23 protein-coding genes are annotated in these 23,396 nt (G+C 68.9%); 14 read left to right on the top strand and 9 right to left on the bottom strand.

The genetic code is table 11. The features are described 5' to 3' along the window. Positions 1-35 precede the first annotated feature (35 nt). Positions 36-305 carry a hypothetical protein gene (locus BM133_RS02715; protein WP_093431466.1) on the bottom strand — a complete coding sequence of 90 codons (270 nt, stop codon included), beginning with the start codon at positions 303-305 and terminating at the stop codon, positions 36-38. A gap of 288 nt (positions 306-593) precedes the next feature. Between BM133_RS02715 and BM133_RS02710 the strand changes: the two genes are divergently transcribed. From BM133_RS02710 to BM133_RS02700, 3 genes are read left to right on the top strand one after another with little or no spacing between them, the layout of a single operon-like run. After that, complete coding sequence (locus tag BM133_RS02710; RefSeq protein ID WP_093431464.1) at positions 594-995, top strand: hypothetical protein; 402 nt, start codon at positions 594-596, stop codon at positions 993-995. Between the two features lie 46 nt (positions 996-1,041). After that, positions 1,042-1,689: a DNA oxidative demethylase AlkB gene (gene alkB / locus BM133_RS02705; RefSeq protein WP_093431463.1), complete on the top strand. Its 648-nt coding sequence runs from the start codon at positions 1,042-1,044 to the stop codon at positions 1,687-1,689. A 6-nt stretch (positions 1,690-1,695) separates the two neighbouring features. After that, entirely contained in the window at positions 1,696-3,507 is a 1,812-nt protein-coding gene (locus tag BM133_RS02700) for an ABC transporter ATP-binding protein (RefSeq protein ID WP_093431461.1), read from the top strand. 16 nt (positions 3,508-3,523) lie between these two features. On the opposite strand, the gene BM133_RS02695 is transcribed toward BM133_RS02700, so the two are convergent. Further along, positions 3,524-4,993, bottom strand: a complete 1,470-nt coding sequence (locus BM133_RS02695; RefSeq protein WP_093431460.1) for an FAD-dependent monooxygenase — start codon at positions 4,991-4,993, stop codon at positions 3,524-3,526. A 229-nt stretch (positions 4,994-5,222) separates the two neighbouring features. Continuing rightward, positions 5,223-6,311: a LacI family DNA-binding transcriptional regulator gene (locus BM133_RS02690; RefSeq protein WP_177224698.1), complete on the bottom strand. Its 1,089-nt coding sequence runs from the start codon at positions 6,309-6,311 to the stop codon at positions 5,223-5,225. Between the two features lie 125 nt (positions 6,312-6,436). Here BM133_RS02690 and BM133_RS02685 point away from each other — a divergent pair, with 125 nt between their 5' ends. The 5 genes from BM133_RS02685 to BM133_RS02665 are packed head-to-tail and all read left to right on the top strand — an operon-like array spanning position 6,437 to position 12,540. Beyond that, entirely contained in the window at positions 6,437-7,456 is a 1,020-nt protein-coding gene (locus BM133_RS02685) for a TRAP transporter substrate-binding protein (RefSeq protein WP_093431457.1), read from the top strand. A gap of 6 nt (positions 7,457-7,462) precedes the next feature. Beyond that, complete coding sequence (locus BM133_RS02680) at positions 7,463-9,358, top strand: TRAP transporter large permease (RefSeq protein WP_093431455.1); 1,896 nt, start codon at positions 7,463-7,465, stop codon at positions 9,356-9,358. A gap of 37 nt (positions 9,359-9,395) precedes the next feature. Further along, complete coding sequence (locus BM133_RS02675) at positions 9,396-9,935, top strand: VOC family protein (protein WP_093431454.1); 540 nt, start codon at positions 9,396-9,398, stop codon at positions 9,933-9,935. 2 nt (positions 9,936-9,937) lie between these two features. After that, a complete protein-coding gene (locus BM133_RS02670; protein ID WP_177224697.1) occupies positions 9,938-11,206 on the top strand; it encodes a ribulose-bisphosphate carboxylase large subunit family protein in 1,269 nt (422 codons plus the stop codon). Continuing rightward, the gene (locus BM133_RS02665; protein WP_177224696.1) at positions 11,203-12,540 is read left to right on the top strand and encodes a four-carbon acid sugar kinase family protein; all 1,338 of its coding nucleotides are present in this window, start codon (positions 11,203-11,205) and stop codon (positions 12,538-12,540) included. Before BM133_RS02670 ends, BM133_RS02665 begins: the two co-directional genes overlap by 4 nt. A gap of 12 nt (positions 12,541-12,552) precedes the next feature. Here the strand turns inward: BM133_RS02665 and BM133_RS02660 are convergent, their stop codons facing one another. Next, positions 12,553-12,825 carry a hypothetical protein gene (locus tag BM133_RS02660; protein ID WP_093431451.1) on the bottom strand — a complete coding sequence of 91 codons (273 nt, stop codon included), beginning with the start codon at positions 12,823-12,825 and terminating at the stop codon, positions 12,553-12,555. Positions 12,826-12,982: 157 nt separating this feature from the next. Between BM133_RS02660 and BM133_RS02655 the strand changes: the two genes are divergently transcribed. The 5 genes from BM133_RS02655 (at position 12,983) to BM133_RS02635 (ending at position 17,731) form a co-directional block, all read left to right on the top strand. Continuing rightward, on the top strand, positions 12,983-13,216 hold the full coding sequence (locus tag BM133_RS02655; RefSeq protein WP_093431449.1) for a hypothetical protein: 234 nt from the start codon (positions 12,983-12,985) through the stop codon (positions 13,214-13,216). Positions 13,217-13,325: 109 nt separating this feature from the next. Further along, positions 13,326-13,817: a hemerythrin domain-containing protein gene (locus BM133_RS02650; RefSeq protein WP_093431447.1), complete on the top strand. Its 492-nt coding sequence runs from the start codon at positions 13,326-13,328 to the stop codon at positions 13,815-13,817. 127 nt (positions 13,818-13,944) lie between these two features. Continuing rightward, a complete protein-coding gene (locus BM133_RS02645; RefSeq protein WP_093431446.1) occupies positions 13,945-14,445 on the top strand; it encodes a pyridoxamine 5'-phosphate oxidase family protein in 501 nt (166 codons plus the stop codon). Further along, positions 14,445-16,679 (top strand): hypothetical protein, encoded by a 2,235-nt coding sequence (locus tag BM133_RS02640; RefSeq protein ID WP_093431444.1) that lies wholly within the window; start codon positions 14,445-14,447, stop codon positions 16,677-16,679. The genes BM133_RS02645 and BM133_RS02640 overlap by 1 nt, the downstream gene beginning before the upstream one ends. A gap of 95 nt (positions 16,680-16,774) precedes the next feature. Next, positions 16,775-17,731 (top strand): S1C family serine protease, encoded by a 957-nt coding sequence (locus tag BM133_RS02635; RefSeq protein WP_093431443.1) that lies wholly within the window; start codon positions 16,775-16,777, stop codon positions 17,729-17,731. A gap of 28 nt (positions 17,732-17,759) precedes the next feature. Here the strand turns inward: BM133_RS02635 and BM133_RS02630 are convergent, their stop codons facing one another. The 5 genes from BM133_RS02630 to BM133_RS02610 form a co-directional block, all read right to left on the bottom strand. Next, on the bottom strand, positions 17,760-18,809 hold the full coding sequence (locus BM133_RS02630; RefSeq protein ID WP_093434981.1) for an alpha/beta fold hydrolase: 1,050 nt from the start codon (positions 18,807-18,809) through the stop codon (positions 17,760-17,762). 164 nt (positions 18,810-18,973) lie between these two features. After that, positions 18,974-19,204 (bottom strand): hypothetical protein, encoded by a 231-nt coding sequence (locus BM133_RS02625; RefSeq protein WP_093431441.1) that lies wholly within the window; start codon positions 19,202-19,204, stop codon positions 18,974-18,976. An 80-nt stretch (positions 19,205-19,284) separates the two neighbouring features. Then, on the bottom strand, positions 19,285-20,262 hold the full coding sequence (locus tag BM133_RS02620) for a Bug family tripartite tricarboxylate transporter substrate binding protein (RefSeq protein ID WP_093431440.1): 978 nt from the start codon (positions 20,260-20,262) through the stop codon (positions 19,285-19,287). Between the two features lie 28 nt (positions 20,263-20,290). After that, positions 20,291-21,220, bottom strand: a complete 930-nt coding sequence (locus BM133_RS02615; protein WP_093434979.1) for a dihydrodipicolinate synthase family protein — start codon at positions 21,218-21,220, stop codon at positions 20,291-20,293. Continuing rightward, on the bottom strand, positions 21,217-22,341 hold the full coding sequence (locus BM133_RS02610) for a mandelate racemase/muconate lactonizing enzyme family protein (protein WP_093434978.1): 1,125 nt from the start codon (positions 22,339-22,341) through the stop codon (positions 21,217-21,219). Before BM133_RS02610 ends, BM133_RS02615 begins: the two co-directional genes overlap by 4 nt. Before the next feature lie 138 nt (positions 22,342-22,479). Between BM133_RS02610 and BM133_RS02605 the strand changes: the two genes are divergently transcribed. Beyond that, a complete protein-coding gene (locus tag BM133_RS02605) occupies positions 22,480-23,355 on the top strand; it encodes a LysR family transcriptional regulator (RefSeq protein ID WP_093431438.1) in 876 nt (291 codons plus the stop codon). Positions 23,356-23,396: the final 41 nt, after the last annotated feature.

Below are 23,396 nucleotides of genomic sequence, written 5' to 3'. Positions count from 1 at the left end.
GAAGCTCCCTTGCGGCACCGCTCGGCGTGCAGCGCTCAGGCGTCGCCGGGAATCGTGGGGCCCGAGACATCGCTCCCGGGGCCGCGCTGCGGCATCCATTGCCGCACGAAGTGGTCCGCCCGCACCGTCGCGCGCTCCACGGCCGACTCCCACGACAGTTGCTGGGTGATCACCAGCGCGCAGCGCGCAACGCCCTGGTGGCTCAGCTCCGCGAGCCCCGCATAGGTGCCGTGGGGGGTGCGGGCGAGCTCGATCCAGCACACCCAACCTTCGGGCACGTGGATGTCTAGGCGCACGGTGTCCATGGTCGCTCGACCATAGACTTTTGGCTGTCCGTTTCAATAAGTGAATCCCTTAGCACTACTTCACGTGTTCATGGGATGCGGCCAGATGCGGGTCGTGCATGGGTCCGACAAGCGCCGTTCATGGCCGGCCGCGTCGACCGGCCGCGGTTCCCGGGCGTTGAGCAGGCATCCGTGCGAACGCCGGCAGCCTCGACCCTACGTTCGTGCAGGACGACCGGCTACATTCGGCCCACGGCAGACCTTTCACACTGCACAGACATCCGGCAATCACAGAACAGGCCACGCATCATGAAAAAACTCGCTCTCTTCGCATTCCTCGGCCTCATGAGCGCCATCCCCGCCATGGCCCAGGGCGACTACGTCTACGAAAACGACCGCCGCTACTGCGCCAGCGGACGCTCGGGCATGGACTTCAACTCATGCATGTGGCGGCTTCGTAACGACCGCGAGCGGGAGGACCGCCGCGAGTACGAGCGGCGTGAATACGACCAGCGCCGCGAATACGAACGCCGCCAGCGCTGGCAGGAGCCCGCGCCGGTCTATGTGCCCGAATACCAGCGGCAGCCGCAGTATCAGCAGGAACGCCCCAAGCTGAGCGACATGCAGGAGCGCGCCCTCAACAACTGCAACCTGCTCGCCCCCCGCGACCAGCCGCGGTGCCGGGCCACCGTGATGTCGACGGTCCGCTAAGGCCTGCACTGGTATCCGCGCCGGCCCGCGAAGGCCGGCCCGCCGCATGACGCTCGACCTTTTCGACGACCCTCCCCGCAGCGCCCGCGAAGCGATCGGGCCCGGCGCCTTCGTGCTGCCCGGCTTCGCCCTGCCCTTCGTCGACGAGTTGCTCCCCGCGATCCACGCCCTGGAAGAACGCGCACCCTTCCGCCACCTGGTCACGCCCGGCGGCTTCACGATGTCGGTCGCGCTCACCAATTGCGGCGCCTTGGGCTGGACCAGCGACCGCCGCGGCTACCGCTACAGCGCCATCGATCCCGACACCGGACGACCGTGGCCCGCCATGCCCGGATCGTTCGCGCGCCTGGCCCGCGAGGCCGCATCGGCGGCCGGCTTCGAGGACTTCGCGCCCGATGCCTGCCTGGTCAACCGCTACGAACCCGGCGCGCGGCTCTCGCTGCACCAGGACAAGGACGAGCATGACTACGGCGCGCCCATCGTCTCGGTCTCGCTCGGCATGCCGGCCGTGTTCCTGTTCGGCGGCCACGCGCGCGGCGACAAGGCCGCGCGCATTGCGCTCGCGCACGGCGATGTCGTGGTCTGGGGCGGCGAGGACCGGCTGCGTTACCACGGCGTGCTGCCGCTGAAGGACCAGCCGCACCCGGCGCTGGGCAGCCTGCGCATCAACCTCACGTTCCGGAAGGCCGGCTGACCACGCATGCAGAAGAAGACGACGACCGAGACGAACGACCCCGCCAACGCGATCCGCGCGCTCTATGCGGCGCTCTGGCACTTCGCGGCCGGCGCGCGCGGGCAACTGCTGGGCGCCACCGCGCTGCTCGCGTCCTCGCAGCTGATCCGCCTCACGCTCCCCTACCTCGCGGGCCAGGCCATCAACGCGCTGCAGCGCAGCGACTTCGGCGGCGCCGGCCGCTGGATCGGCACGCTGGCCGCGGTGTACGTGGGTGCCTGGGCACTGCACGGGCCGGGCCGCATCCTGGAGCGCAACGTCGGCCTGAAGGTGCGCGAGCGGCTGGCCGACGAACTCTATGCGCGCATCGCCGCCGCGCCGCTGGCCTGGCACGACGGCCACCATTCGGGCGAGTTGCAGCACCGCGTGCACCAGGCCAGCCGCGCGCTGGCGGACTTCGCGCAGAACCAGTTCATCTGGCTCACCAACGCGGTCAACTTCGTCGGGCCGCTGGTGGCGCTGGCGCTGCTGTCGCGCACCAGCGGCGCGACGGCGCTTGCGGGCTATGTGCTGATCGGGCTGGTGATCGTGCGCATCGACCGCGCGCTGATGAAGCTCGCGCGCGCCGAGAACGATGCCGACCGGCGCTATGTGTCCGCGCTGCTCGACTTCCTGGGCAACGCCTCGACGGTGATCGGCCTGCGGCTGCAGGGTGCCTCGCGCCTCCTGCTGCGCCGTCGCATGGCGGCGATTTCGCTGCCGCTCAAGCGCACCGTGGTGCTCAACGAGGGCAAGTGGTTCGCGGTCGACCTGATGGGGCTGGCGCTGACCTGGGGGCTGGTCGTCATCTACGTGTGGCAGGCGCGCACGCCGGGCCAGGCGGTGATGCTGGGCGCGGTGTTCATGATCTACCAGTACGCGCAGCAGGCGGCTGGCGTGGTGACTTCGGTGGCCGCCAACTTCAGCTTCTTCGCGCGCATGCACACCGACTACACGAGCGCCGAGCCGATCTGGCAGGCGCCCTCGGGCGACGTGCTCTCCACCGCGCCCGAGGAGGTGCCCGAGCGCGAGCGCATCGACGCCGGCGCGGCGTGGACGCACCTGGGCATCGATGCGCTGCAGTGGAACTACGCGCCGCGCGGCGAACCCATCGCTGAGGCGGCCGAGCCGCCGCGCAGCGGCCTGCACGACGTGGCCCTCGCCCTGCGCCGCGGCCAGCGCGTGGCGCTCGTCGGCCCGAGCGGCGGCGGCAAGAGCACGCTGCTGCGCGTGCTCGCCGGCCTCTACGCGCCGCACGCCGGCACGCTCACGCTCGACGGCCAACCGGTCGACTGGCCGCAGCTGCGCCGCCTCGCCACGCTGATCCCGCAGGAGACCGAACTCTTCGAGGCCAGCGTGCGCGAGAACCTCGCCTTCGGCCAGCCGGCGGACGACGCGCGGCTGCTCGCGGCGCTGCACACCAGCACCTTCGACGAGGTGCTGAAGGCGAACCGCGGCGACCTCGATACGGCCGTGTCGGAGCGCGGCTTCAACATGTCGGGCGGACAGCGCCAGCGACTGTGCCTGGCGCGCGGCGTGCTCGCGGCGGAAGGCAGTTCGCTGCTGCTGCTCGACGAGCCGACCAGCGCGCTCGACGCCAACACCGAAGCGCGGGTGCTCGAACGCATCGCCAATGCATTCCCCAACGCCTGCGTGATCGCGTCGATCCACCGGCTGAGCCTGCTCGAGCGCTTTGACACTGTGGTGTTGATGGAGGCCGGCCGCGTGCTGGACCACGGCCCACGCGACGAGGTGCTCGCGCGGCAACCACTGCTGCAGCGCATGACGGCGCCGGCCTAGCAGAGACCCCTCGGGGCTACACCGCGGCGGGCGGTCCGAACCAGGCGGCCAGGGCCTCGGCCAACCCCTGCGGCGTCGAGCCGCCCACCCACGCCACATGGCCGTCGGGCCGGATCAACACGGCAGCGGGTGCCGCGACCGCGCCGATGGCCGGAAGCTCCCACACGCCCTCGACCCTTGCATCGACCTGCCGGACCCGTTCCGCCCACGGCGCGATGTCGAAGCCGCCAGGCTCGCCGAGATTGAGCAGCACCGGCCGTGCCGCGTGCAGCAACGCGAAGACCCGCAGCGGTCCCTCGGCGGTGACGAGTTCGAGATCGGGCATGCGCCGCCCGAGCAGCGGGTGCCCCTCGCCCAGATCGTAGTGAACGCCCAGGCCCGAGATGTCCGCGACCAGCCGCTTGCGCGGTTCGTCCATCGCGAGCAGTTCGGAGAGGGTTTCGTCCAGCGCCTTGGTGCGGTCGTCGGTGCGGCGAAGCGCGACATGCGCCATCGTGTGGCGCAGCACGCGCGCCGCCACCGGGTGGCGCTCGGCGTGGTACGTATCGAGCAGGCTTTCGGGCGAGGTGCGTCGGACCACCTGGGCCAGCTTCCACCCCAGGTTCACCGCATCCTGCACGCCAAGGTTCAGGCCCTGCCCGCCGATCGGCGGATGCACGTGCGCCGCGTCGCCGGCCAGCAGGACGCGCCGGTCTCGATAAGCATCCGCCTGGCGCGTCATGTCGGTGAAGCGCGAGATCCAGGTGGGAGCGTGCGCGCCGAAGTCGGTGCCGTAGACGGCGACCAGCGCCTCGCGCACGTCGTACAGCGTGGGGTTGGCGTCGCGCTGCAATTGCCGGTCGGTCAGCACGACGCGCGCCAGGGCCTTCCCGGTGTTCTCGGCCTTGCCGATCGCATGGATGCCGAACGCGTTCTCGTGAAAGCCCCACTTCGGCGCCTCGGTCATCGCCACCTCCGCCATCAGCCAGCTCGTGGTCGGCTCCCACCCGGGAAAGCCGATGCCGGCCGACTTGCGAATCAGGCTGCGGCCGCCGTCGCATCCGACGAGGTAGGCGGCCCGCAGCGAACGGCCGTCGGAGAGCGCGACGTCGACGCCTGTGTCGTCCTGCGCGAACCCCGTCACTTCGCAGCCACGGTGGACCGCAACGCCCAGCTCGCCGACCCATTCGGCCAGCAGGCGTTCGGTGTGGCGCTGCCAGAGCGCGAGGCTGCAGTTGTGGCGCGAAGGAAAGTCGCCGATGTCCATCGCCTTGCGGAAATGCACGGCCCGGTGCACCTGCCCCAACGCAAGAAAGCGCTCGACGATGCCGCGCTGGTCGAGCACCTCCAGCGTGCGCGCATGCAGGCCGCCCGCGCGCGAGCCGTCGACCTCCTGATTGACGCGCCGTTCGACGATGGCCACGTCGACGCCCGCCAACGCCAGTTCACCCGCCAGCATGAGCCCGGTCGGGCCGCCGCCGGCAATCACCACCGCGTGCGCGCTCATCGCCGCGCTCCGATCCGCAACGATCCCACAGGCAAAAACAAATGCATTTCGTGACTCCAAATTCCGCCGACTCCGGCAAGGGCCGGCGATTTTGAAGTACACCCCCGGGGCTTCTGCAAGGCCCCTCGTGAGTTATATTCTGGAAGTGCCAGGAGACGGATACGGCCCTCGCGGCCCGCGACGCTTCCACCAGGCTCCCCCCAATCCAGCGCCCCTTCGAAGATCCGCCCTAAGGCAGGTTCTCGCGAAAGATCACCTGGCTGCGCGTGGTCTCCACGCCGCTCAGCGCCTCGCGCTTGTCGCGCAGGTTGGTGAAGATGCGCACGCAGCTCATGAGCGTGGTGTGCGGGCTCTGCGTGATCACCGCGTCCATGCTGCCGTCGATGAGAAGCGCGCGCGTGTCGGGCGTGAGGCCGTGGCCGATGAACACCACCTTCTGCTCGCGCCCCGCTTCCTTCAAGGCACGCGCCACGCCGTCCGATGCGCCGCCGATGTTGTAGATGCCGCCCATGTCGGGGTACTGCTCCAGGAGCGCGCGCGTCTGGCGGTAGTTCTTGCCCGCGTCGTCCTGGCCTTCGCGCAGGCCCACAACCTCCAGCCGCGGGAACATCTCGTCGATGACGTGCAGGAAGCCCGCCTCGCGCTCCTCGTGCGCCTTGTAGCTCAAGCTGCCCGCGATGAGCGCGACCTTCGCCGTGCGCGCGCCGATGAAGCGGCCGATGAGGTAGCCCGCCGTGCGCCCGGCCGCGCGGTTGTCCAGGCCCACAAACGCTGCGCGCTCGGAGTTCGACAGGTCAGAGATCAGCGTGACCACCGGCAGCCCGCGCGCCGCGAGCGCGGCCACCGCCTCGCGCACCGCGGGATGCTCCAGCGCCATCATCGCGATGCCGTCGCAGCGCTGGCCGTGCTTGCGCAGCGCGTTGGCCAGTTCGTGCGGATTGAAACTCTCGATGAACACCGTGCGGCACTGCACGTTGAACGGCGCCCAGTGCTCCTGCGCGTAACCCACCATGTCGCCCAGCATGCGGATGAAGCGGTTGGTGCCCGCGGGCAGCAGGAACACCAGCCTGAGCGGCGGCGGCGTCAGCGCCGCGTAGAGCTCGGGCCCCGGCAGGTAGTCGAGCTCGCCCGCGGCCTTGAGCACGCGCTGCACCGTGGCGTCGCGCACGCCGGGGCGCCGGTTGAGCACGCGGTCGACGGTGGCGGTGGACACCTGCGCCGCGCGGGCGATGTCCACCACGCGCGCGCGCCGTGCATCGGCGGGCACGGGAGACGCCGGGGACGCCGGGGGCGAAAGAGGCGAAGGGTTATCCCGCATACATCAAAAACCATCAGGTCCGAGTTTGACCCGGATGATGCATCCTTTTATCTTCGCTGTGGCCCGAATCCAATGGTGCATCAGATTGCATCAACCGCATTCCGAAGATCCTGGAGACAAAAGACATGACATCGCTGACCCGCCGCAGTGCCTTGCGCACGCTTTCCGCCCTCCCTGCCGCCGGCATCGTGTCGGCCGTGCCGCGCATCGCGCGCGCCGCGGAGTTCTCGTACAAGTACGGCAACAACCTGCCGCTGAGCCATCCGCTGAACGTCCGCGCGCAGGAAGCCGCGGACCGCATCGCCAAGGAAACCAAGGGCCGGGTCGAGATCAAGATCTTTCCCAACAACCAACTGGGCGGCGACACCGACATGCTCGCGCAAGTGCGCTCGGGCGGCATCGAGTTCTTCACGCCTTCGGCGCTCGTCATCGCCACGCTGGTGCCGGTGGCGGCCATCAACGCGGTGGGCTTCGCCTTCAGCGACTACAACCAGGTGTGGGCCGCCATGGACGGCAAGCTGGGCGCGCACGTGCGCGGCGCCATCGCCAAGTCGCGCCTCTACGCCTTCGAGAAGATGTGGGATAACGGCTTTCGCCAGACCACCAGCAGCAAGGCGGCCGTCGCGAATGCGAAGGACATGGACGGCCTGAAGATCCGCGTGCCGGTGAGCCCGCTGTCGATCTCGATGTTCAAGGGCCTGGGCGCCGCGCCCGCGAGCCTGCAGTTCAGCGAGGTGTACTCCGCGCTGCAGACGAAGATCGTCGATGCGCAGGAGAACCCGCTGCCCATCATCCAGGTGGCCAAGCTCTTCGAGGTGCAGAAGTTCTGCTCGCTCACCAACCACATCTGGGACGGCTACTGGTTCATTGCCAACGGCCGCGCCTGGGATGCATTGCCCGACGACCTGAAGACCATCGTAGCCCGCGCCATCAACGACGCCGGCATGCAGCAGCGCGAAGACATCAGGAAGCTCAACGAATCGGTGGTCGGCGACCTGCAGGCCAAGGGCCTTGCCATCAACCGCCCGACCGCCGACACCTTTCGCGCGAAGCTGCGCGAATCGGGCTTCTACGGCGAATGGAAGGGCCGCTTCGGCCCCGAGGCGTGGGCGCTGCTCGAAGGCACCGTCGGCAAGCTGGCCTGAGCGGCCATGGTGCATGAATCCACTTTCGAGGCGGCGCCGTTCGTGGGCGCCGGGCCGTCGGCCAACGCGCTGAGCGGCATCGCCGCGCGCGCCGACCGCGTGATCGGCGGCGCCGTCGAAGCCGTGGCCGCGCTGCTGGTGCTGGCCGAGATCTGCGTGCTGTTCGCAGGCGTGGTGTCGCGCTATGTGTTCCATGCGCCGCTGGTGTGGTCGGACGAGCTCGCCTCCATCCTCTTCCTCTGGCTCTCGATGCTCGGTGCGGTCGTGGCGCTGCGGCGCGGCGAGCACATGCGCATGACCGCGCTGCTGCAGAAGGTCACGCCCTCCACGCGCGCCATGCTCGATGCCTTCGCCATCGCCGCGTCCATCGCGTTCCTGGTGCTCATCGTCTGGCCCTCGATCGACTATGCGCACGAAGAGTCGTTCATCGTCACGCCTGCGCTGGAGATCAGCAATGCCTGGCGCGCCGCGGCCATTCCGGCCGGCATCGGGATCATGCTGGCGATGGCGCTGCTGCGCCTGTTGCGCGTGTGCACCGGCCGGCAGATCGCCGTCGCCGTGCTCGGCATGGCCGCGCTGGTAGCCGCCTTCTGGCTGGCCGCGCCGCTGTTCGCGACGCTCGGCAAGTTCAACCTGGTGATCTTCTTCGTGCTGGTGATTGCGGCCACCGTGCTCTCGGGCGTGCCCATCGCGTTCTCGTTCGCGCTGGCCACTTTCGGCTACCTCGCACTCACCACCCGCACGCCGCTCCTGGTCATGGTGGGGCGGCTGGACGAAGGCATGTCGCACCTCATCCTGCTCGCGGTGCCGCTCTTCATCTTCCTGGGCGCGCTGATCGAGATGACGGGCATGGCGCGCGCCATGATCCAGTTCCTCGCAAGCCTGCTGGGCCACGTGCGCGGCGGCCTCTCGTATGTGCTGATCGGCGCGATGTACCTGGTGTCGGGCATCTCGGGCTCCAAGATCGCCGACATGGCGGCCATCGCGCCGGTGCTGTTCCCCGAGATGGTCAAGCGCGGCGCCAAGCCCGGCGACCTGGTGGCGCTGCTCTCGGCCACGGGCGCGCAGACCGAGACGATTCCGCCCTCGATCGTGCTCATCACCATCGGCTCGGTCACGGGCATCTCGATCGCCGCGCTGTTCACGGGCGGGCTGCTGCCGGCCGTGGTGCTGGGCGCGGCGCTGTGCGCGGTGGTGTGGTGGCGCTACCGCCGCGAAGACCTGAGCGGCGTGCAGCGCTACAGCAAGCGCGAGATCGGCAAGCTGCTGATGGTCGCGCTGCCCGCGGTGCTGCTGCCTTTCGTGATCCGCGCGGCCGTGGTCGAGGGCGTGGCGACGGCCACCGAGGTCTCGACCATCGGCATCGTGTATTCGGCGCTGGTCGGGCTCTTCGTGTACCGGCAGTTCGACTGGAAGCGCCTGAAGCCGATGCTCATCGACACGGCCTCGCTCTCGGGCGCGATCATCTTCATCGTCGGCTGCGCCACGGCCATGGCCTGGGGCCTCACGCAGTCGGGCTTCTCGCAGGACCTGGCGCGCGTCATGGGCACGCTGCCGGGCGGTGCCTACGGTTTCCTGGCCGTATCGATCGTTGCCTTCATCGTGCTGGGCAGCGTGCTCGAAGGCATTCCGGCCATCGTGCTGTTCGGCCCGCTCCTCTTCCCCATCGCCAAGGCGGCGGGCGTGCACGAGGTGCACTACGCGATGGTCGTGATCTTCTCGATGGGCATCGGCCTCTTCGCACCGCCCTTCGGCGTCGGCTACTACGGCGCCTGCGCCGTGAGCAAGGTCAACCCCGACGAAGGCATCAAGCACATCTGGGGATACATCGCCGCGATGCTGGTGGGCCTGGTCATCGTGGCCGCCTTCCCGTGGTTCTCGACCGGCTTCCTGAAATTCTGATCACAACAACACACTCACATCAACGGAGCCAACCGCAATGAGTCGATTCCTCGGCGAGATCCGCCAGCTGGGCTATGTCGTGCACGACATCGAAGCCGCCATGGACTACTGGAGCACCAGGCTGGGCGTGGGCCCGTGGTTCTACAACCCCAAGGTGCCCATCAAGAACTACCGCTACAACGGCGAAGCGCACGAGCCGCACAACTCGGTGGCGCTGGCCAACTCGGGCTATGTGCAGGTCGAGTTGATCCAGACGCGCAACGACGTGCCTTCGATGTACCGCGACTTCCTGCAGGCCGGCCGCACAGGTCTCCAGCACGTCGCCTACTGGACGGCCGACTACGACGCCGACCTCGCGCGCCTCACCGCGCAGGGCTTCAAGCCCGTGATGAGCGGCGAAGTGGGCGAGCGCGGCCGCTTCATCTACTTCGACACCGAGTACCACCCGGGCACCGTCATCGAGTTGTCCGAAGTGGCGGGGCCGAAGGGCAAGATGTTCGACCTGATCCGCAGCGCTTCCGAAGGCTGGGACGGCAGCGAGCCCGTGCGGCCCTTCCCCGACCTGAGCAAGCTGTGACGATGGCGACTGAACGCATCCGCGCGCGCTACCTCATCGAGACACCGGCGGACCCGGCCGCCGTCGCCGAGGTGATGGCCGGCGAGCAATCGTGCGGCACTTTCACGCGGGTCGAGGGTGAGACCGATGCGCTGCGCGAACGTGCGCGTGCGACGGTCGAGGCGATCACCGAACTGGAACCGGCCCCATCGCCGAGCCTGCCGAACGCACTGCTAGAACGCAAGGACACGCGCGGCCCGTGGCGGCGCGCGCATGTCGATATTTCATTCCCCGTGGCGAACATCGGCGCCAACCTGCCGACGCTTGCGGCCACCGTCTCGGGCAACCTGTATGACCTGGGCGAAGTGACGGGCCTGCGGCTCGAATCGCTGCAGGTGCCGGCCGCGTACCGTGCGCAGTTCGAGATGCCGCGCGTCGGCATCGCAGGCACGCGGCGCGCCACTGGCGTGGCGAGCGGTGCGCTGGTCGGCACGATCATCAAGCCCAACGTGGGGCTCTCCGCCGCCGAGACCGCCGCGCTGGTCGCCAGGCTCTGCGCCGCGGGCGTGGATTTCATCAAGGACGACGAGGTCTGCGCCGCCCCCGCGCATGCCCCGCTCGCAGAACGTGTGCCCGCCGTGATGGCGGTCGTGCGTGCGCACCAGGAGCGCACCGGCAAGCACGTGATGGTGGCCTTCAACATCACCGACGAAACCGATGCGATGAAGCGCCATGCCGACCTCGTCGCGCGCGAAGGCGGCTCCTGCGTGATGGCCAGCCTCAACTGGTGCGGCCACTCGGGCATCCAGACGCTGCGCCGCCACACGGGCCTTGCGCTGCACGGCCACCGCAATGGGTACGGCGCGCTGTCGCGGCATCCGCTGCTGGGCATCTCGTTCCAGGCCTACCAGACGATGTGGCGGCTCGCGGGCGTGGACCACATGCACGTGCACGGCCTGCAGGGCAAGTTCTCGCAGCCCGACAGCGAAGTCATCGAATCGGCTCAGGATTGCTTCACACCGCTGACCGACTCGGCAGACGACCGCGTGATGCCCGCCTTCTCGTCCGGCCAGTGGGCTGGCACGGTGCCCGCCACCTGGGCGGCCGTCGGCAGCGACGACCTGCTCTTCATGGCCGGCGGCGGCATCCTCGCGCACCCGGACGGCGCGGAAGCGGGTGTGACCAGCATCCGCCAGGCCTGGTCTGCGGCGCGCGCTGGCACGACGTTGCAAGACGCCGCGACACACGCACCCGAACTGGCGCGCGCCCTCGCCTTCTTCGGCAAGCCGTGACGCCCGCGATTCCAGCCCCGGCCGTCGTCTACTACGGCGACGATTTCACCGGCGCGACCGACACGCTGGGCACCGCGGCACGTGCCGGCCTGCGTGCCCTGCTGTTCCTGGAGACGCCCGACGCCGCGCGGCTCGAACGCGCCGGGCCGCTCGACGTGCTGGGCATCGCGGGCGCGGCGCGCGCCATGTCGCCCGAAGCGATGCAGGCAGAACTCGCCCCCGTCGCCGCGCTGTTCCGCTCGCTCGGCGCGCGCGTACTGCACTACAAGACCTGCTCGACCTTCGACAGCGCGCCGCACATCGGCTCCATCGGCGCGGCCGTGCGCGCGTTGCGCGGCGCGGTCGAACAGCCGTGGACGGCCATCGTCGGCGGCCAGCCGAACCTGGGCCGGCATTGCCTCTTCGGCAACCTGTTCGCGGCAGCCGGTGCCGGCGGCGAGGTGTTCCGCATCGACCGCCACCCGACGATGAGCCGGCATCCGGTGACGCCGATGCACGAGGCGGACCTGCGGCTGCACCTGGCCGGGCAAGGCTTGGCCGACGTGCGCTCGATTCCTTTCACGGTCACGTCGAAGGGTGCCGATGCGCTCGACAACGCGTTGCAACGCACGCTGCATACCTCCTCGCCCACGACACCGCCCGAGGCCGTGCTGTTCGATGTGGCCGACGCAGCACAACTCGCGGCCATCGGCAAGGTGCTGTGGGCGCAGGCCCTGCGCGACACCTTGCTGGCGGTGGGGCCGAGCAGCGTGGTCGATGCGCTGGCCACGGCGCTCGGGAGCCGCGCCGATGCGGCGTCGGTGCCGCCTGTCGTGACGCCTGCGACCGGCCCCGTGCTCGTTCTTGCCGGAAGCCTCTCGCCGGTCACCGCGCGGCAAGTGGCGGCAGCGCGTTCATTCGAGGTCGTTTGGCTCGATGCGCCGCGACTCGCCCAGCGCGATGCGCCCACCTTGACGCGCCATGCCCTGGACATCACGCAGGCGCTCGCGCGCGACCGCAACGTCCTCGCCTGCACACGCCCACCCGAGCAGGCATCGCCGTCGCCGGACGTCGATGCGCAAGCCCTCGCGCGCGCAGGCGGTGACTTGCTGGTTCGCGTGCTGGCGCAAACGCCGCTGCGCCGCGTGGGGGTCGCCGGTGGCGACACCTCCAGCCATGGCGTGCAGGCGCTCGATGCCTGGGGCCTCTCCTACGTGGCCGACATGGGCGCGGGCGCCTCGCTGTGCCGCGTGCACAGCGACGACGCGCGGCTCGACGGCACGGAGATCATGCTCAAGGGCGGCCAGATGGGCACCGACGACGTGTTCGAACGCCTGGTGCACGGCGCGGGCTGAAACCCGCCGGACCTACATCTGCCCCTGGCCGTCGCTGGTGCGGTCGTGCACCCAGCGCACGGCCTGCTGCTCGGCATGGCGCAAAGCTTCCACCTCGGTGCCATAGGCGATTTCGTCCGTGTCGTTGGGCAGCTCGATGTCTTCGGGGCTGTCCGAACGGCCCTGGCAGCGCACGACGGGCCGGTAGGTCAGGTTGTCGCTGCGCTCGGCGCGGCAAAGGAAAAACCAGCCTCGGTAGGTGAAGGTGACGATGCGCTCGTCGAGCGGCGGTGATGTGGCATCCATGGGAACCTGTCTTTCCTGGTGATCGATCCCCAATCTGCGGCGCGGCTGCGCCGGCGCGTGTGAGAACCGGCCCACGTCGCGCGTCGGCAGAAGCACCTGATCGGCGGCGGCTGGCTGCGCTACGGTCCACGAACATCCACATACAAACACGCCCACCATGGAAATCCTCTCCCTCGTCCAATGGCCCGCCTTCGCCGCCTCGGTCGCCGCCGCCTGGCTGGTGGCCTCGAATGCCAAAGGCCGCCGCAACGTCGGCTTCTGGGTGTTCCTCGCGAGCAATGTGCTGTGGGTGGTGTGGGGCGTGCACACGCAGGCGTGGGCGCTGATTGCGCTGCAGGTGTGCCTGGCGGCGCTGAACGTACGGGGGCTCTTCAAGACCGAAGAAGGCTGAGCGCAGGGCGGTGCTGCGCGCCTTGCACGCGCACGCGAAGAATTCCTACGCAGCCGCTGCACGGCGCTGCGCATCTTTGCTTTCCCCACCACCCCACCAGGAGCCCACGATGCCCACCACCAAGCGCGCACAACCCGATGCCTGCAGCCTGCTCGACACCGACCACAAGAACGTCAAGAAGATGTTCGCAGCCTACGAAGAACTCATGGCGTCCAAGGCCGCCAGCGCCACCGACAGGAAGCGCGAGCTGGCCAACCAGATCTGCATGGAACTGACCGTGCACACGCAGATCGAGGAAGAGATCTTCTACCCCGCCGTGCGCGAGGCGATCAAGGAAACCGACCTGCTCGACGAAGCCGAGGTGGAGCACGCCAGCGCCAAGGACCTCATCGCGCAGATCGAGGAAGCCACCGAAGTCGACGAGATGTTCGACGCGAAGGTGAAGGTGCTCGGCGAATACATCGACCACCACGTCAAGGAAGAGCGCAACGAGATGTTCCCCAAGGCACGCGCCTCCCAGCTGGACCTGGTCGCGATGCGCGAATTGCTCGCGGCACGCAAGGAAGAGCTGATGGCCGAACTGATGGGCGAACCGGCCTGAGCCACGACCTCGTCCGGCGCCCGGATGTCGGCGCCGGACGACATGGGTGCGCGCCGTGTGTCCTCACGCGCGCTCCGCAAGAGCCTCTACGGTGGTTCCTGAAGTCACCAACCCACGGAGAACCGCCATGACCGCCACCACCGGAACCCCCAGCAAGCTCTGGGAACTCATCAAGGACACCCGCTTCGGCATGCTCACGCACCGCCATGCCGATGGCCAGTTGCACAGCCACCCGCTGACCACGCAGAACAAGGACGTCGACGACAACGCGACGCTCTACTTCTTCGTGCCCAAGGACGGAGAGATCGCACGGCACGTGGCGACCGACCCGACCGTGAACGTCTCCTACGCCAACACCGACGACGACAGCTACGTCTCCGTCTCGGGTCACGCGGCGCTGCTCGAAGACCCCGCCAAGAAGGAAGCCCTCTTCACCAAGATGGCCAAGGCCTGGTTCCCCGACGGACCGATCGACCCCAACCTGGGCCTCCTGGCCGTGAGCGTGCTGCGCGCCGAATACTGGGACGTGGACGACAGCAAGATGGTGCAGTTGTTCAAGATGGCCCGCGCGGCCGTCACCGGCAGGACGCCGGATCTGGGCGAACACAAGAAGGTCGCCGTTTCCTGATGCGGGCAGTGCCGCCAACGACGACCGCGCCGGCACCGCACCGCTGGCAATTCATCCGGGTCGGGGGCGCCGACCAGGTCATCTTCCGCACGGGCCAGGACATCGTCCGCCTGCGGGAGCTGGACCAGAAGCTGTGGGTCGCCCTCGCCTGCCCGACGCGCGGCATCGACTTCGATGCGCGAACGCTGGACCTCATCGATGCCGACGGCGACGGCCGGGTGCGCCCGCCCGAGGTGGTCGCGGCCTGCGAATGGGTGTGCGCGCGCCTGCGCAATCCCGACGTGCTGCTGCAGTGCAGCGACGTGCTGGCGCTGGAGGACCTGGATGCCGGCAACGCCGATGGCGCGCGCCTGATCGAGGAGGCACGCCGCCTGCTGCAGATCCAGGGCAAGCCCGATTCGGCCACCCTCACGCTGGCCGACATTGCGGACCGCGGCGAGTTGCTGTCCGCGATGCGCTTCAACGGCGACGGCGTGATCACGCCCGAGACGACGCAAGACGATGCCGTGCGCGCGACGGTCGCCGAGATCATGCGCACCCACGGCAGCGTGCCGGACCGGCACAAGGAGACGCCGGGCGTGGATCGCGCCCGCATCGAAGCCTTCTTCGCCGAGGTGCAGGCCGCGCGCGACTGGCACGCCAAGGCGGACGCGAGCGACAAGACGTTGATGCCGCTCGGCGAGCCCACGCTGGCCGCCGCCGACGCCACGCGCAAGGTGCAGGCCAAGCTGGACGACTACTTCGCGCGCTGCCGCGTCGCCGCCTTCGACGTCCAGGCCGTGACGGCGCTGAACCCCTCGCCCGAAGCCTATGACGCACTGGGCGCGAACCGGCTCGACCTGAGCGCCGACCCGATTGCCGAGCTGCCGCTCGCGCCCGTGACGCCGCGCTGCGTGCTGCCACTGCACGGCAACCGCATCAACCCCGCGTGGACCGAAGACATCGCCACGCTCGCCGAACGCGCCGTCACGCCGTTGCTGGGCGCGCGCGACGAACTCGCGGAAACGGAGTGGCTGGCCATCAAGCAGCAGCTTGCACCGCTGCAATCGCTGATGGCCGGGCGGCCCGACAACACCGCGGCCTCGCTGCCGCTCGCGCAGCTCGATGCGTTCCTGCGGACCCGGGAAGCCCTGCTCGCGCTCCTTCACGACGACGAGGCCGCCGAGACGCACAACCACCTGCTCGTCGACCTGGAAAAACTGATCCGGCTGCAGCGCGACCTGGTGGTGCTGCTCAACAACTTCGTCTCGTTCAAGGCCTTCTACCGGCGCGAGGGCGCGATCTTCCAGGCCGGCACGCTGTACCTGGATGGCCGCAGCTGCGAGCTCACGGTGCAGGTGCAGGACACGGCCAGGCACGCGGTGCTGGCGGGTCTTGCGAAGACCTGCCTCGCGTACTGCGACTGCACGCGCCAGGGGCAGAAGATGAGCATCGTCGCCGCGTTCACGGCGGGAGACATCGACTTCCTTTTCGTCGGGCGCAACGGCGTCTTCTACGACCGCCAGGGCCGCGACTGGGACGCCACCATCACCAAGCTGATCGAGAACCCGACCAGCGTGGCGCAGGCCTTCTTCGCGCCCTACAAGAAGTTCGTGCGGGTGATCGAGGAGCAGGTGGCCAAGCGCGCGGCCGCCAGCGAGGCGGCGGGCCAGGGCACGCTGACGGGCCTTGCGACCCAGCTCACGACCGCCGACCAGGCTGCAGCCGGCGCGGCCAAGGCGCCCGCGGCGGCGGCTCGCACGGCCGGCCGCGTGGACGTCGGCACCGTGGCCGCCATCGGCGTCGCGCTCGGCAGCATCAGCGCGGTGCTGGTCGCCATCTTCGGCAAGTTCATCGACCTGGGGCAGTGGATACCGGTGGCGCTCGTCGGCATCGTGGCGGCGATCTCCGGGCCGAGCATGCTGATCGCCTGGCTCAAGCTGCGCCAGCGCAGCCTGGGGCCGATCCTGGACGCGAGCGGCTGGGCCATCAACGGGCGCATGAAGGTCAATGTGCGGCTGGGCGGCATGCTGTCGCAGACCGCGCATGTGCCGCCGGGCGCGCGGCGGGTGGCGCCCGACCCGTACCGCGAGCGGCACGGCACCACGGGCGTCGCCGCGGCGGTGGTGCTGGTGCTGGCACTCGTCGTGCTGGCCTGGCGCATGGACTGGCTGGACCACCGGCTGCCCGCGGCGCTGCAGCATTCGCCGAGCGCCGCGGCGTCGCAGGCGGCGCCGCCCGCGCCGTCGTCGTAGCCGTCGTCGTAGCCATCCTCTAGGGAAGGGCGGGTTGAAAACACACAGGGGCGCCGCCATTTCATTCGGACCTGCCGACTGAAAGAGGCGCTCCCATGGGCTCACGCGACGAATTCCTTCTCGACTCCTACTCGGCCACCGTCACCCAGGTGGCCCACACCGCCAGCGCGGCCGTCGCGCACATCAAGGTCCGAAAACCGCCGCAGCGCGGCAATGCCGGCAGCCAGGGCAGCGGCTCCGGTTTTCTCTTCACGCCCGATGGCTTCGCGCTCACGAATGCGCATGTGGTCGAGGGCGCGAGCGAGTTGCGCGCGGCCTTCGTCGACGGCACCGAAAGCGCCGCCCGGCTCGTCGGCATGGACGCATCGACCGACATCGCGGTGCTGCGCTTCGAGTCGCACCCGAGCGCCTTCCTGCCGCTGGGGAGTTCGGCGGGCCTGCAGCCGGGCCAGGTGGCCGTGGCGGTCGGCAATCCGCTGGGCTTCGACTTCACCGTCACCGCCGGCATCGTGAGCGCGCTGGGCCGCAGCCTCCCCTCGCGCGGCGGCCGCATGATCGAGGACGTGATCCAGACCGACGTGGCGCTGAACCCCGGCAATTCGGGCGGCCCCTTGCTGGACAGCGCCGCCCAGGTCATCGGCGTGAACACGGCGGTGATCCCGTCGGCGCAGGGCCTGAGCTTCGCGGTGGCGATCGACACCGCGCGCTGGGTGGCCGGCGAGCTGATGCGCCATGGCGCGGTGCGCCGCGGGAAGCTGGGCGTGCAGTGCGCGGCCGTCAGCCTGCCGCGGCGCTGGGTGCGCGAGAACGAATGGCCGGTCGCGACCGGCGTGCGGGTGGTCGAGGTGGTCGCCGGCTCGGCCGCGGCGCGCGATGGCCTCCGTAACGGCGATATCTTGGTCGGCTGCGACGGCACGCCGCTCGCGCAGCTGTCCGACCTGCTCAAGCGGCTGGCGGGCGAAGGCTACGGACGCCCGCTGCTGCTCAAGCTCCTGCGGCCGGTGGCGGGGACGCTCACGCCGTTCTACCTGACGGTGGCGCCGGGCGGCTGATCCTCGCCGCTTTCGCCGCTCTCGCCGCTCAGAACCGGTCCACGTCGATCACCGCCTGCGCGAAGGCCTCGGGCGCCTCCTGCGGCAGGTTGTGGCCGATGCCGCCCTGCAGCGTGCGGTGTGCGTACTTGCCGGTGAACTTGTTGCGGTACTTCGAAGGATCGAGGAACGGCGCACCGTTGGCATCGCCTTCGAGCGTGATCGTGGGCACGCCGATCGCCGGGGCCGTGGCGAGCCGCTTCTCCAGCTCGTCGTACCGCGCCTCGCCCGGGGCAAGGCTCAGGCGCCAGCGGTAGTTGTGCATCACGATGGCGACGTGGTCGGGGTTGTCGAACGATGCGGCGCTGCGCTCGAAGGTGGCGGCGTCGAACTTCCATTTCGGCGATGCCGTCTCCCAGATGAGCTTGGCGAACTCGCGCCGGTACTGGGCGTAGCCCGCCTGGCCGCGTTCGGTCGTGAAGTAGTACTGGTACCACCAGTCGAACTCGGCCTTGGGCGGCAACGGCTTCTTGCCGGCTTCCAGGTTGGTCATGAGGTAGCCGCTCACCGAGACCAGCGACTTGCAGCGCTCCGGCCAGAGCACCGCCAGGATGCAGGCGGTGCGCGCGCCCCAGTCGAAGCCGGCGATGCTGGCCTTCTGGATCTTGAGCGCGTCCATCAGGGCGATGATGTCCAGCGCCACGGCCGACTGCTGGGCATTGCGGACGGTGCTGTCCGAGAGAAAGCGCGTGGAGCCATGGCCGCGCAGGTGCGGAACGATCACCCGGTACCCCGCCGCTGCCAGGATCGGCGCGACATCGACGAAGCTGTGGATGTCGTAGGGCCAGCCGTGCAGAAGAATGGCGACCGGGCCGTCGGCGGGGCCGGTCTCGGCGTAGCCGATGTTGAGGAGTCCGGCATCGATCTGCCTGATCGAGGCGAACGACGTGCTGCCCCCCGTCTTGCCCAAGGTGCGCGTTGGCTGCGAACTGGCAGCCTGTGCATTCGCGCTCCCCACGATGCCGAACTGGGCGGCGGTGATCGTTGCGGCGGCCGCGCCGAAAAAGATGCGGCGGTGGCGGTTGATTTCTTCGGACATCGGTTTCTCCATTGCGTTTGCGATGGAGTCAGTGGACCCGCGCGGTGTATCTGCGATGTGTCCTCCAACAGGGGGATTTGAATGCCCGTGTACGGATCGGGCGCGCAGATACAGTGGGCTACAAAACTTCCGGGCCGCGTTGCGCTGGCCCGGGGAGATCGACGTCAGGCCCTCGGCCTGAGACCCCATTCCCGGACGAAATGGCCGGCCCTGAGCTTGACGCGCTCCATGGCGGCGTCCCAGGTGAGTTGCGGGGTGATCACGAGCACGCACCGGGGAACGCCGCCGAGAGACAGCCTGGCCATGCCGACATAGGTGCCGGTGGGGGTCTGTGTGAGCCTGAAGGAGCCGGTCCAGTGCTCCGGCAGGTCGATGGCGAGGGGCGTTGCGTCCATGAAGGGGTCGAGCGTAGTTGCTCGCCCCTGTCGCCCAAAGGAACTAATACCAGTGCGACGATAAATTCCGTGCGGCCTGTTTATTTGTCCACGGTGATGTTCGCCGTCTTGATGATGCGGGCCCATTTCTCGCGCTCGGCATGCATGAAGTCGCCGAAGCGCTGCGGGCTGCCGCCGCCGTCTTGCGCGCCGAACTGGTCAAGCCGCGCGATCACGTCCGGCATCGCAAGCACCGTGTTCACGTCCTTGTTCATGCGATTGACAAGCGCCGGATCCATGCGGGCCGGCCCGACCAGCCCGAACCAGATGCTCGCCTCGTAGCCCTCGAAGCCCGACTCGGCCAGCGTGGGCACGGCGGGAAAGCTCTTCGAGCGCGTGGCGCGCGTCTGCGCAATGGCCGTCATCTTTCCGCCGGCCAGGTACTGCGTGGCCGTGGTCATGCCCTCGAAGCTGTACTGCACATGGCCACCCAGCATGTCGGTGACCAGCGGCGCGGAGCCCTTGTACGGCACGTGCAGCACATCGATGTTCGCGCGCGCCTTGAAGAGCTCCAGCGCCAGGTGCTGGGCCGACCCGTTGCCCGCCGAGCCGAAGATGATTTCTCCCGGCCGGCTGCGGCACAGCTCGACCAGCCCCTTGAGCGTCCTTACAGGCTGGTTGCTCGCGCAGATGAGCATCTGCGGTGTGGCACCGATCAAGGCGATCGGAGTGAAATCGCGTTCCGCCGAATAGCTCAGCGACTGCAGCCCGGGTGCGATGCCGTGGCTGTTGATGTGCGCCATCAACAAGGTACCGCCATCGGGCTGCGACTTGGCCACATCGCCCGCCGCGATGATCCCGGCCGCGCCCGCCTTGTTCTCGACGACCACCGGCACGCCCCACATCACGCCCAGCTTCTGCGCGAGCAGTCTGGCAAGCACATCGGTGCCGCCGCCGGGCGGAAAGCCGACGACGATGCGCGTCACGCCCTTGGGCAGGGTCTGGGCGAACGCGCCCGCGACCGCCAGGGGGGCCAGCGCGGCCGCCACGGCGCCGCCTGTGAAGAGTCTTCGTTTCATTGGTCTTGTCTCCAGTTTTCTTTTTCGATCAGGCGGCGAGTGCCGACGCATGCGGCATGCGGAACCCGCAGGCGTCCAGGTCGGCCGCGAGCATCGCGCGTTGCGCCGCCTCGATCTCCACGAGCGGCGGACGCACCCTCGCCCAGCCGGCATCGCCGGTCTGCCGTGCGATGGTGGCTTTCATCGCCGCGATCATCGGCAGCTTCTGGAAGGCTGCGCGCGTTGCGTCGAGGGCCGCCTGCCTGTCGTCCGCGTCGGCCTCGGTCCAGTGCGCGTACAGGTCGACGATGGCTGCGGGGTTCACATTGCCGGTCGCAGTGATGCAGCCCGCGCCGCCGCCACGCAGCGTGGGCAGCAGCACGGTCTCGGTGCCGGCGAACACGTCGAAGCCCTGCGGCTGGAACTCGCGCAGCAAGGCGGCGGTGTGGTTCCAGTCGCCCGAGCTGTCCTTGATGCCGGCCACCGTGCGGGGATACGCCTTCAGCAGCCGCTCGATCAACGCAAGGCTGAGGCCGACCTGCGACACCGGCGGGATGTGATACAGGTAGATGCGCAGCCGCTCGTCGGCCACCGCATCGATCACCCGCGCGAAGCTGCGAAAAAGGCCTTCGTCGGACACGCCCTTGTAGAAGAACGGCGGCAGCATGAGCACCCCGGCGCAACCGGCCGCCACGGCGTGCCGCGTGAGTTCGATGGTGTCGCCGGGCGCGCAGGTGCCGGTGCCGGGCATCAGGCGATCGGGCGAGACGCCCGCTTCCAGCAGCGCATCGAGCAGGCCCCGCTTCTCCTGGACCGTCAGCGAGTTGGCCTCGGAGTTCGTGCCGAAGACCGACAGGCCCACGCCCTGGTCGAGCAGCCACCGGCAGTGCCCGACGAAGCGCGGCACCGACGGGGAGAGGTCCGCGTCGAACGGCGTGAGCACCGGCGACAACACGCCGCGCAGCCTGGGTGCGCTCATTGCACCGAGCTCCACTTGCCGTACTTCTGCACCGCCTTCTCGTCGAAGCCGAAACCCAGGCCCGGCGTCTGGTGCAGCACCACGCGGCCGTTCTTGTGGTCGAGCTGGCGATCGACCAGGCGCCGGAAGTTCAGCACCTGGTCGTCCCAGAAGAACTCCACGTAGCGCGCATTGGGCGTGGCCGCCACGAGCGGCGCGTGCACGTCGTGGAACCAGTGCGGGCACATCACCACGCCGTGGCTCGATGCCGTCGCGGCGATGCGCCGCCACTCGGTGATGCCGCCGCACACGAGCGCATCGGTCTGCAGGACGGATGCGGCGCCCTTGTCCAGCAGCTCCTTGTGGTACCAGCGGCCATAGCCGATCTCGGCGGTCGCCACCGGGATGCGGGTGAGCCGGGCGAGCTTCGCGTGACTGTCGATGTCGTCGGGACCGAAGGGCTCTTCGATGAAGTACGGGTCGTAGGCCTCGAAGCGGCGGATGTACTGCATCGCCTGCGTGGTGTCGACCCAGCCGTTGTTGCAGTCCATCATCAGTTCGACGTCGGGGCCGACGGCATCGCGCGCGGCCTTCAGGCGCTCTTCTTCCTCCTTGGGCGAGAGGCGCCCGGTCTTCATCTTCACGGCCTTGAAGCCCTTGTCGACGTAGCTGGCCATTTCCTGGCCCAGCATCGCAGGCGTCTTGCCCTCCAGGTAGTAGCCGCCGCTCGCATAGGCCGGCACCGACTCGAGTTCGACAGCGCCCAGGTACTTGTGCAGCGGCAGCGCGTGCGTTCTCGCGTTCAGGTCCCACAGCGCCGTGTCGAGCGCGCTGATGGCGCGCATCACGGTGCCCGAGCGGCCCTGCAGCAGCGACTCCTGGTACATGGCGGACCACAGCCCTTCGACGGCATACGAATCCTTGCCGATCAGCACCGGCGCGAGCAACTGCTCGACCGCGGCGGCGAAGAGCGCGCCGCCCGCGCTGCCCACGTAGCAAAAGCCGATGCCCTCGACGCCCTCGTCGGAGCGGACCTTGACGAGCCCGTAGTGGCGGACGCTCACGGTGCGGTTGGAGAACGAGGTCACGCGGTCGAGCGGAACGGCCGCGGCGCAGAAATGGATCGATTGAATCTTTGGCAAGGAGGTCTCCAGGATGGTTGTGCGATCGGCGCTGGGCACGGATCGGAACGAATTCTGGAATTCTTCAAAGCAAAGAAAAATGGTTGTTCCATATCTTCTGAAGCAGTAAATTGTTTCTTCTACTTCGGGCCTTTCTCCATGGATTCACGCTTCCTGCAAAGCTTCGTCTCGGTCGTCGAACTCGGCTCCATCGCCGAGGCCGCGCGCCACCTGGACATGACACCCGCCACGATCGCACAGCGCGTGCGGGCGCTGGAGGCGGACATCGGCAGCCAGCTGATCGTGCGCTCGGGGCGCACCGTGCGGCCGACGGTCTCCGGCGCGCGCATCCTGGCGCGGGCGCGCAATGTGCTGCGTGAACTGCGCGACCTGCAGTCCGAGGCCTCGGACACCGAGCTTCCCGCCGGGCCGCTGCGGCTCGGCGCGATTCCCACGGGGCTCATGGGCATCGTGCCGCTGCTCTTGAAAGACTGGGTGCGGCGGCATCCGCACATCCGCATCTACATCGAGCTGGGCACGAGCACGGCGCTCTATGGCCGCGTGATGGCGGGCGAACTCGATGCGGCCATCCTCGTGCATCCCGTGTTCGAGCTGCCCAAGACGAACAACTGGCACACCCTGCGCGAGGAGCCGCTGGTGCTGCTGGCGCCCGCACGCATGAAGGTCGCGGATGCGCTGGCCACGATCGCGCGCGAACCGTTCATCCGCTACGACCGCCAGGTCGTCGGCGGCAAGATGGCCGACGACTACCTGCGCCAGCGCGGCATTCGCCCCCACGTGCGCGTGGAGCTCGACGGCATCGAGTACATCGCGAAGCTGGTGGCCGAAGGGCTGGGCGTGTCGGTGCTGCCCGACTGGGCCGTCGTCGGTGCGCTCAACCGGGAGGTGAAGAAATGGCCGCTTCCATCGCCCTGCCCCACCAGGACCGTGGGTGTGCTCTGGCAACGGTCGACCGTGCGGGCGCCGCTGGTCGATGCGCTGCTGGACATCGCACGCGGACACTTCCCCCGGTAGGAGCCCTCCCGCATCACAAAGCGCCATTGGCCCCGCCGCAT

Source organism: Variovorax sp. 770b2 (assembly GCF_900115685.1).
GTDB lineage: Bacteria > Pseudomonadota > Gammaproteobacteria > Burkholderiales > Burkholderiaceae_C > Variovorax.
Note: the sequence above shows the minus strand (reverse complement) of the source record. Positions and strands in the feature narration are given on the sequence as shown.

Excerpts from the sequence above, each read along its gene's own strand:
- BM133_RS02715 (WP_093431466.1), bottom strand. The coding sequence starts at position 305 with ATGGACACCGTGCGCCTAGACATCCACGTGCCCGAAGGTTGGGTGTGC.
- BM133_RS02710 (WP_093431464.1), top strand. The coding sequence starts at position 594 with ATGAAAAAACTCGCTCTCTTCGCATTCCTCGGCCTCATGAGCGCCATC.
- alkB (WP_093431463.1), top strand. The coding sequence starts at position 1,042 with ATGACGCTCGACCTTTTCGACGACCCTCCCCGCAGCGCCCGCGAAGCG.
- BM133_RS02700 (WP_093431461.1), top strand. The coding sequence starts at position 1,696 with ATGCAGAAGAAGACGACGACCGAGACGAACGACCCCGCCAACGCGATC.
- BM133_RS02695 (WP_093431460.1), bottom strand. The coding sequence starts at position 4,993 with ATGAGCGCGCACGCGGTGGTGATTGCCGGCGGCGGCCCGACCGGGCTC.
- BM133_RS02690 (WP_177224698.1), bottom strand. The coding sequence starts at position 6,311 with ATGCGGGATAACCCTTCGCCTCTTTCGCCCCCGGCGTCCCCGGCGTCT.
- BM133_RS02685 (WP_093431457.1), top strand. The coding sequence starts at position 6,437 with ATGACATCGCTGACCCGCCGCAGTGCCTTGCGCACGCTTTCCGCCCTC.
- BM133_RS02680 (WP_093431455.1), top strand. The coding sequence starts at position 7,463 with ATGGTGCATGAATCCACTTTCGAGGCGGCGCCGTTCGTGGGCGCCGGG.
- BM133_RS02675 (WP_093431454.1), top strand. The coding sequence starts at position 9,396 with ATGAGTCGATTCCTCGGCGAGATCCGCCAGCTGGGCTATGTCGTGCAC.
- BM133_RS02670 (WP_177224697.1), top strand. The coding sequence starts at position 9,938 with ATGGCGACTGAACGCATCCGCGCGCGCTACCTCATCGAGACACCGGCG.
- BM133_RS02660 (WP_093431451.1), bottom strand. The coding sequence starts at position 12,825 with ATGGATGCCACATCACCGCCGCTCGACGAGCGCATCGTCACCTTCACC.
- BM133_RS02655 (WP_093431449.1), top strand. The coding sequence starts at position 12,983 with ATGGAAATCCTCTCCCTCGTCCAATGGCCCGCCTTCGCCGCCTCGGTC.
- BM133_RS02650 (WP_093431447.1), top strand. The coding sequence starts at position 13,326 with ATGCCCACCACCAAGCGCGCACAACCCGATGCCTGCAGCCTGCTCGAC.
- BM133_RS02645 (WP_093431446.1), top strand. The coding sequence starts at position 13,945 with ATGACCGCCACCACCGGAACCCCCAGCAAGCTCTGGGAACTCATCAAG.
- BM133_RS02640 (WP_093431444.1), top strand. The coding sequence starts at position 14,445 with ATGCGGGCAGTGCCGCCAACGACGACCGCGCCGGCACCGCACCGCTGG.
- BM133_RS02635 (WP_093431443.1), top strand. The coding sequence starts at position 16,775 with ATGGGCTCACGCGACGAATTCCTTCTCGACTCCTACTCGGCCACCGTC.
- BM133_RS02630 (WP_093434981.1), bottom strand. The coding sequence starts at position 18,809 with ATGTCCGAAGAAATCAACCGCCACCGCCGCATCTTTTTCGGCGCGGCC.
- BM133_RS02625 (WP_093431441.1), bottom strand. The coding sequence starts at position 19,204 with ATGGACGCAACGCCCCTCGCCATCGACCTGCCGGAGCACTGGACCGGC.
- BM133_RS02620 (WP_093431440.1), bottom strand. The coding sequence starts at position 20,262 with ATGAAACGAAGACTCTTCACAGGCGGCGCCGTGGCGGCCGCGCTGGCC.
- BM133_RS02615 (WP_093434979.1), bottom strand. The coding sequence starts at position 21,220 with ATGAGCGCACCCAGGCTGCGCGGCGTGTTGTCGCCGGTGCTCACGCCG.
- BM133_RS02605 (WP_093431438.1), top strand. The coding sequence starts at position 22,480 with ATGGATTCACGCTTCCTGCAAAGCTTCGTCTCGGTCGTCGAACTCGGC.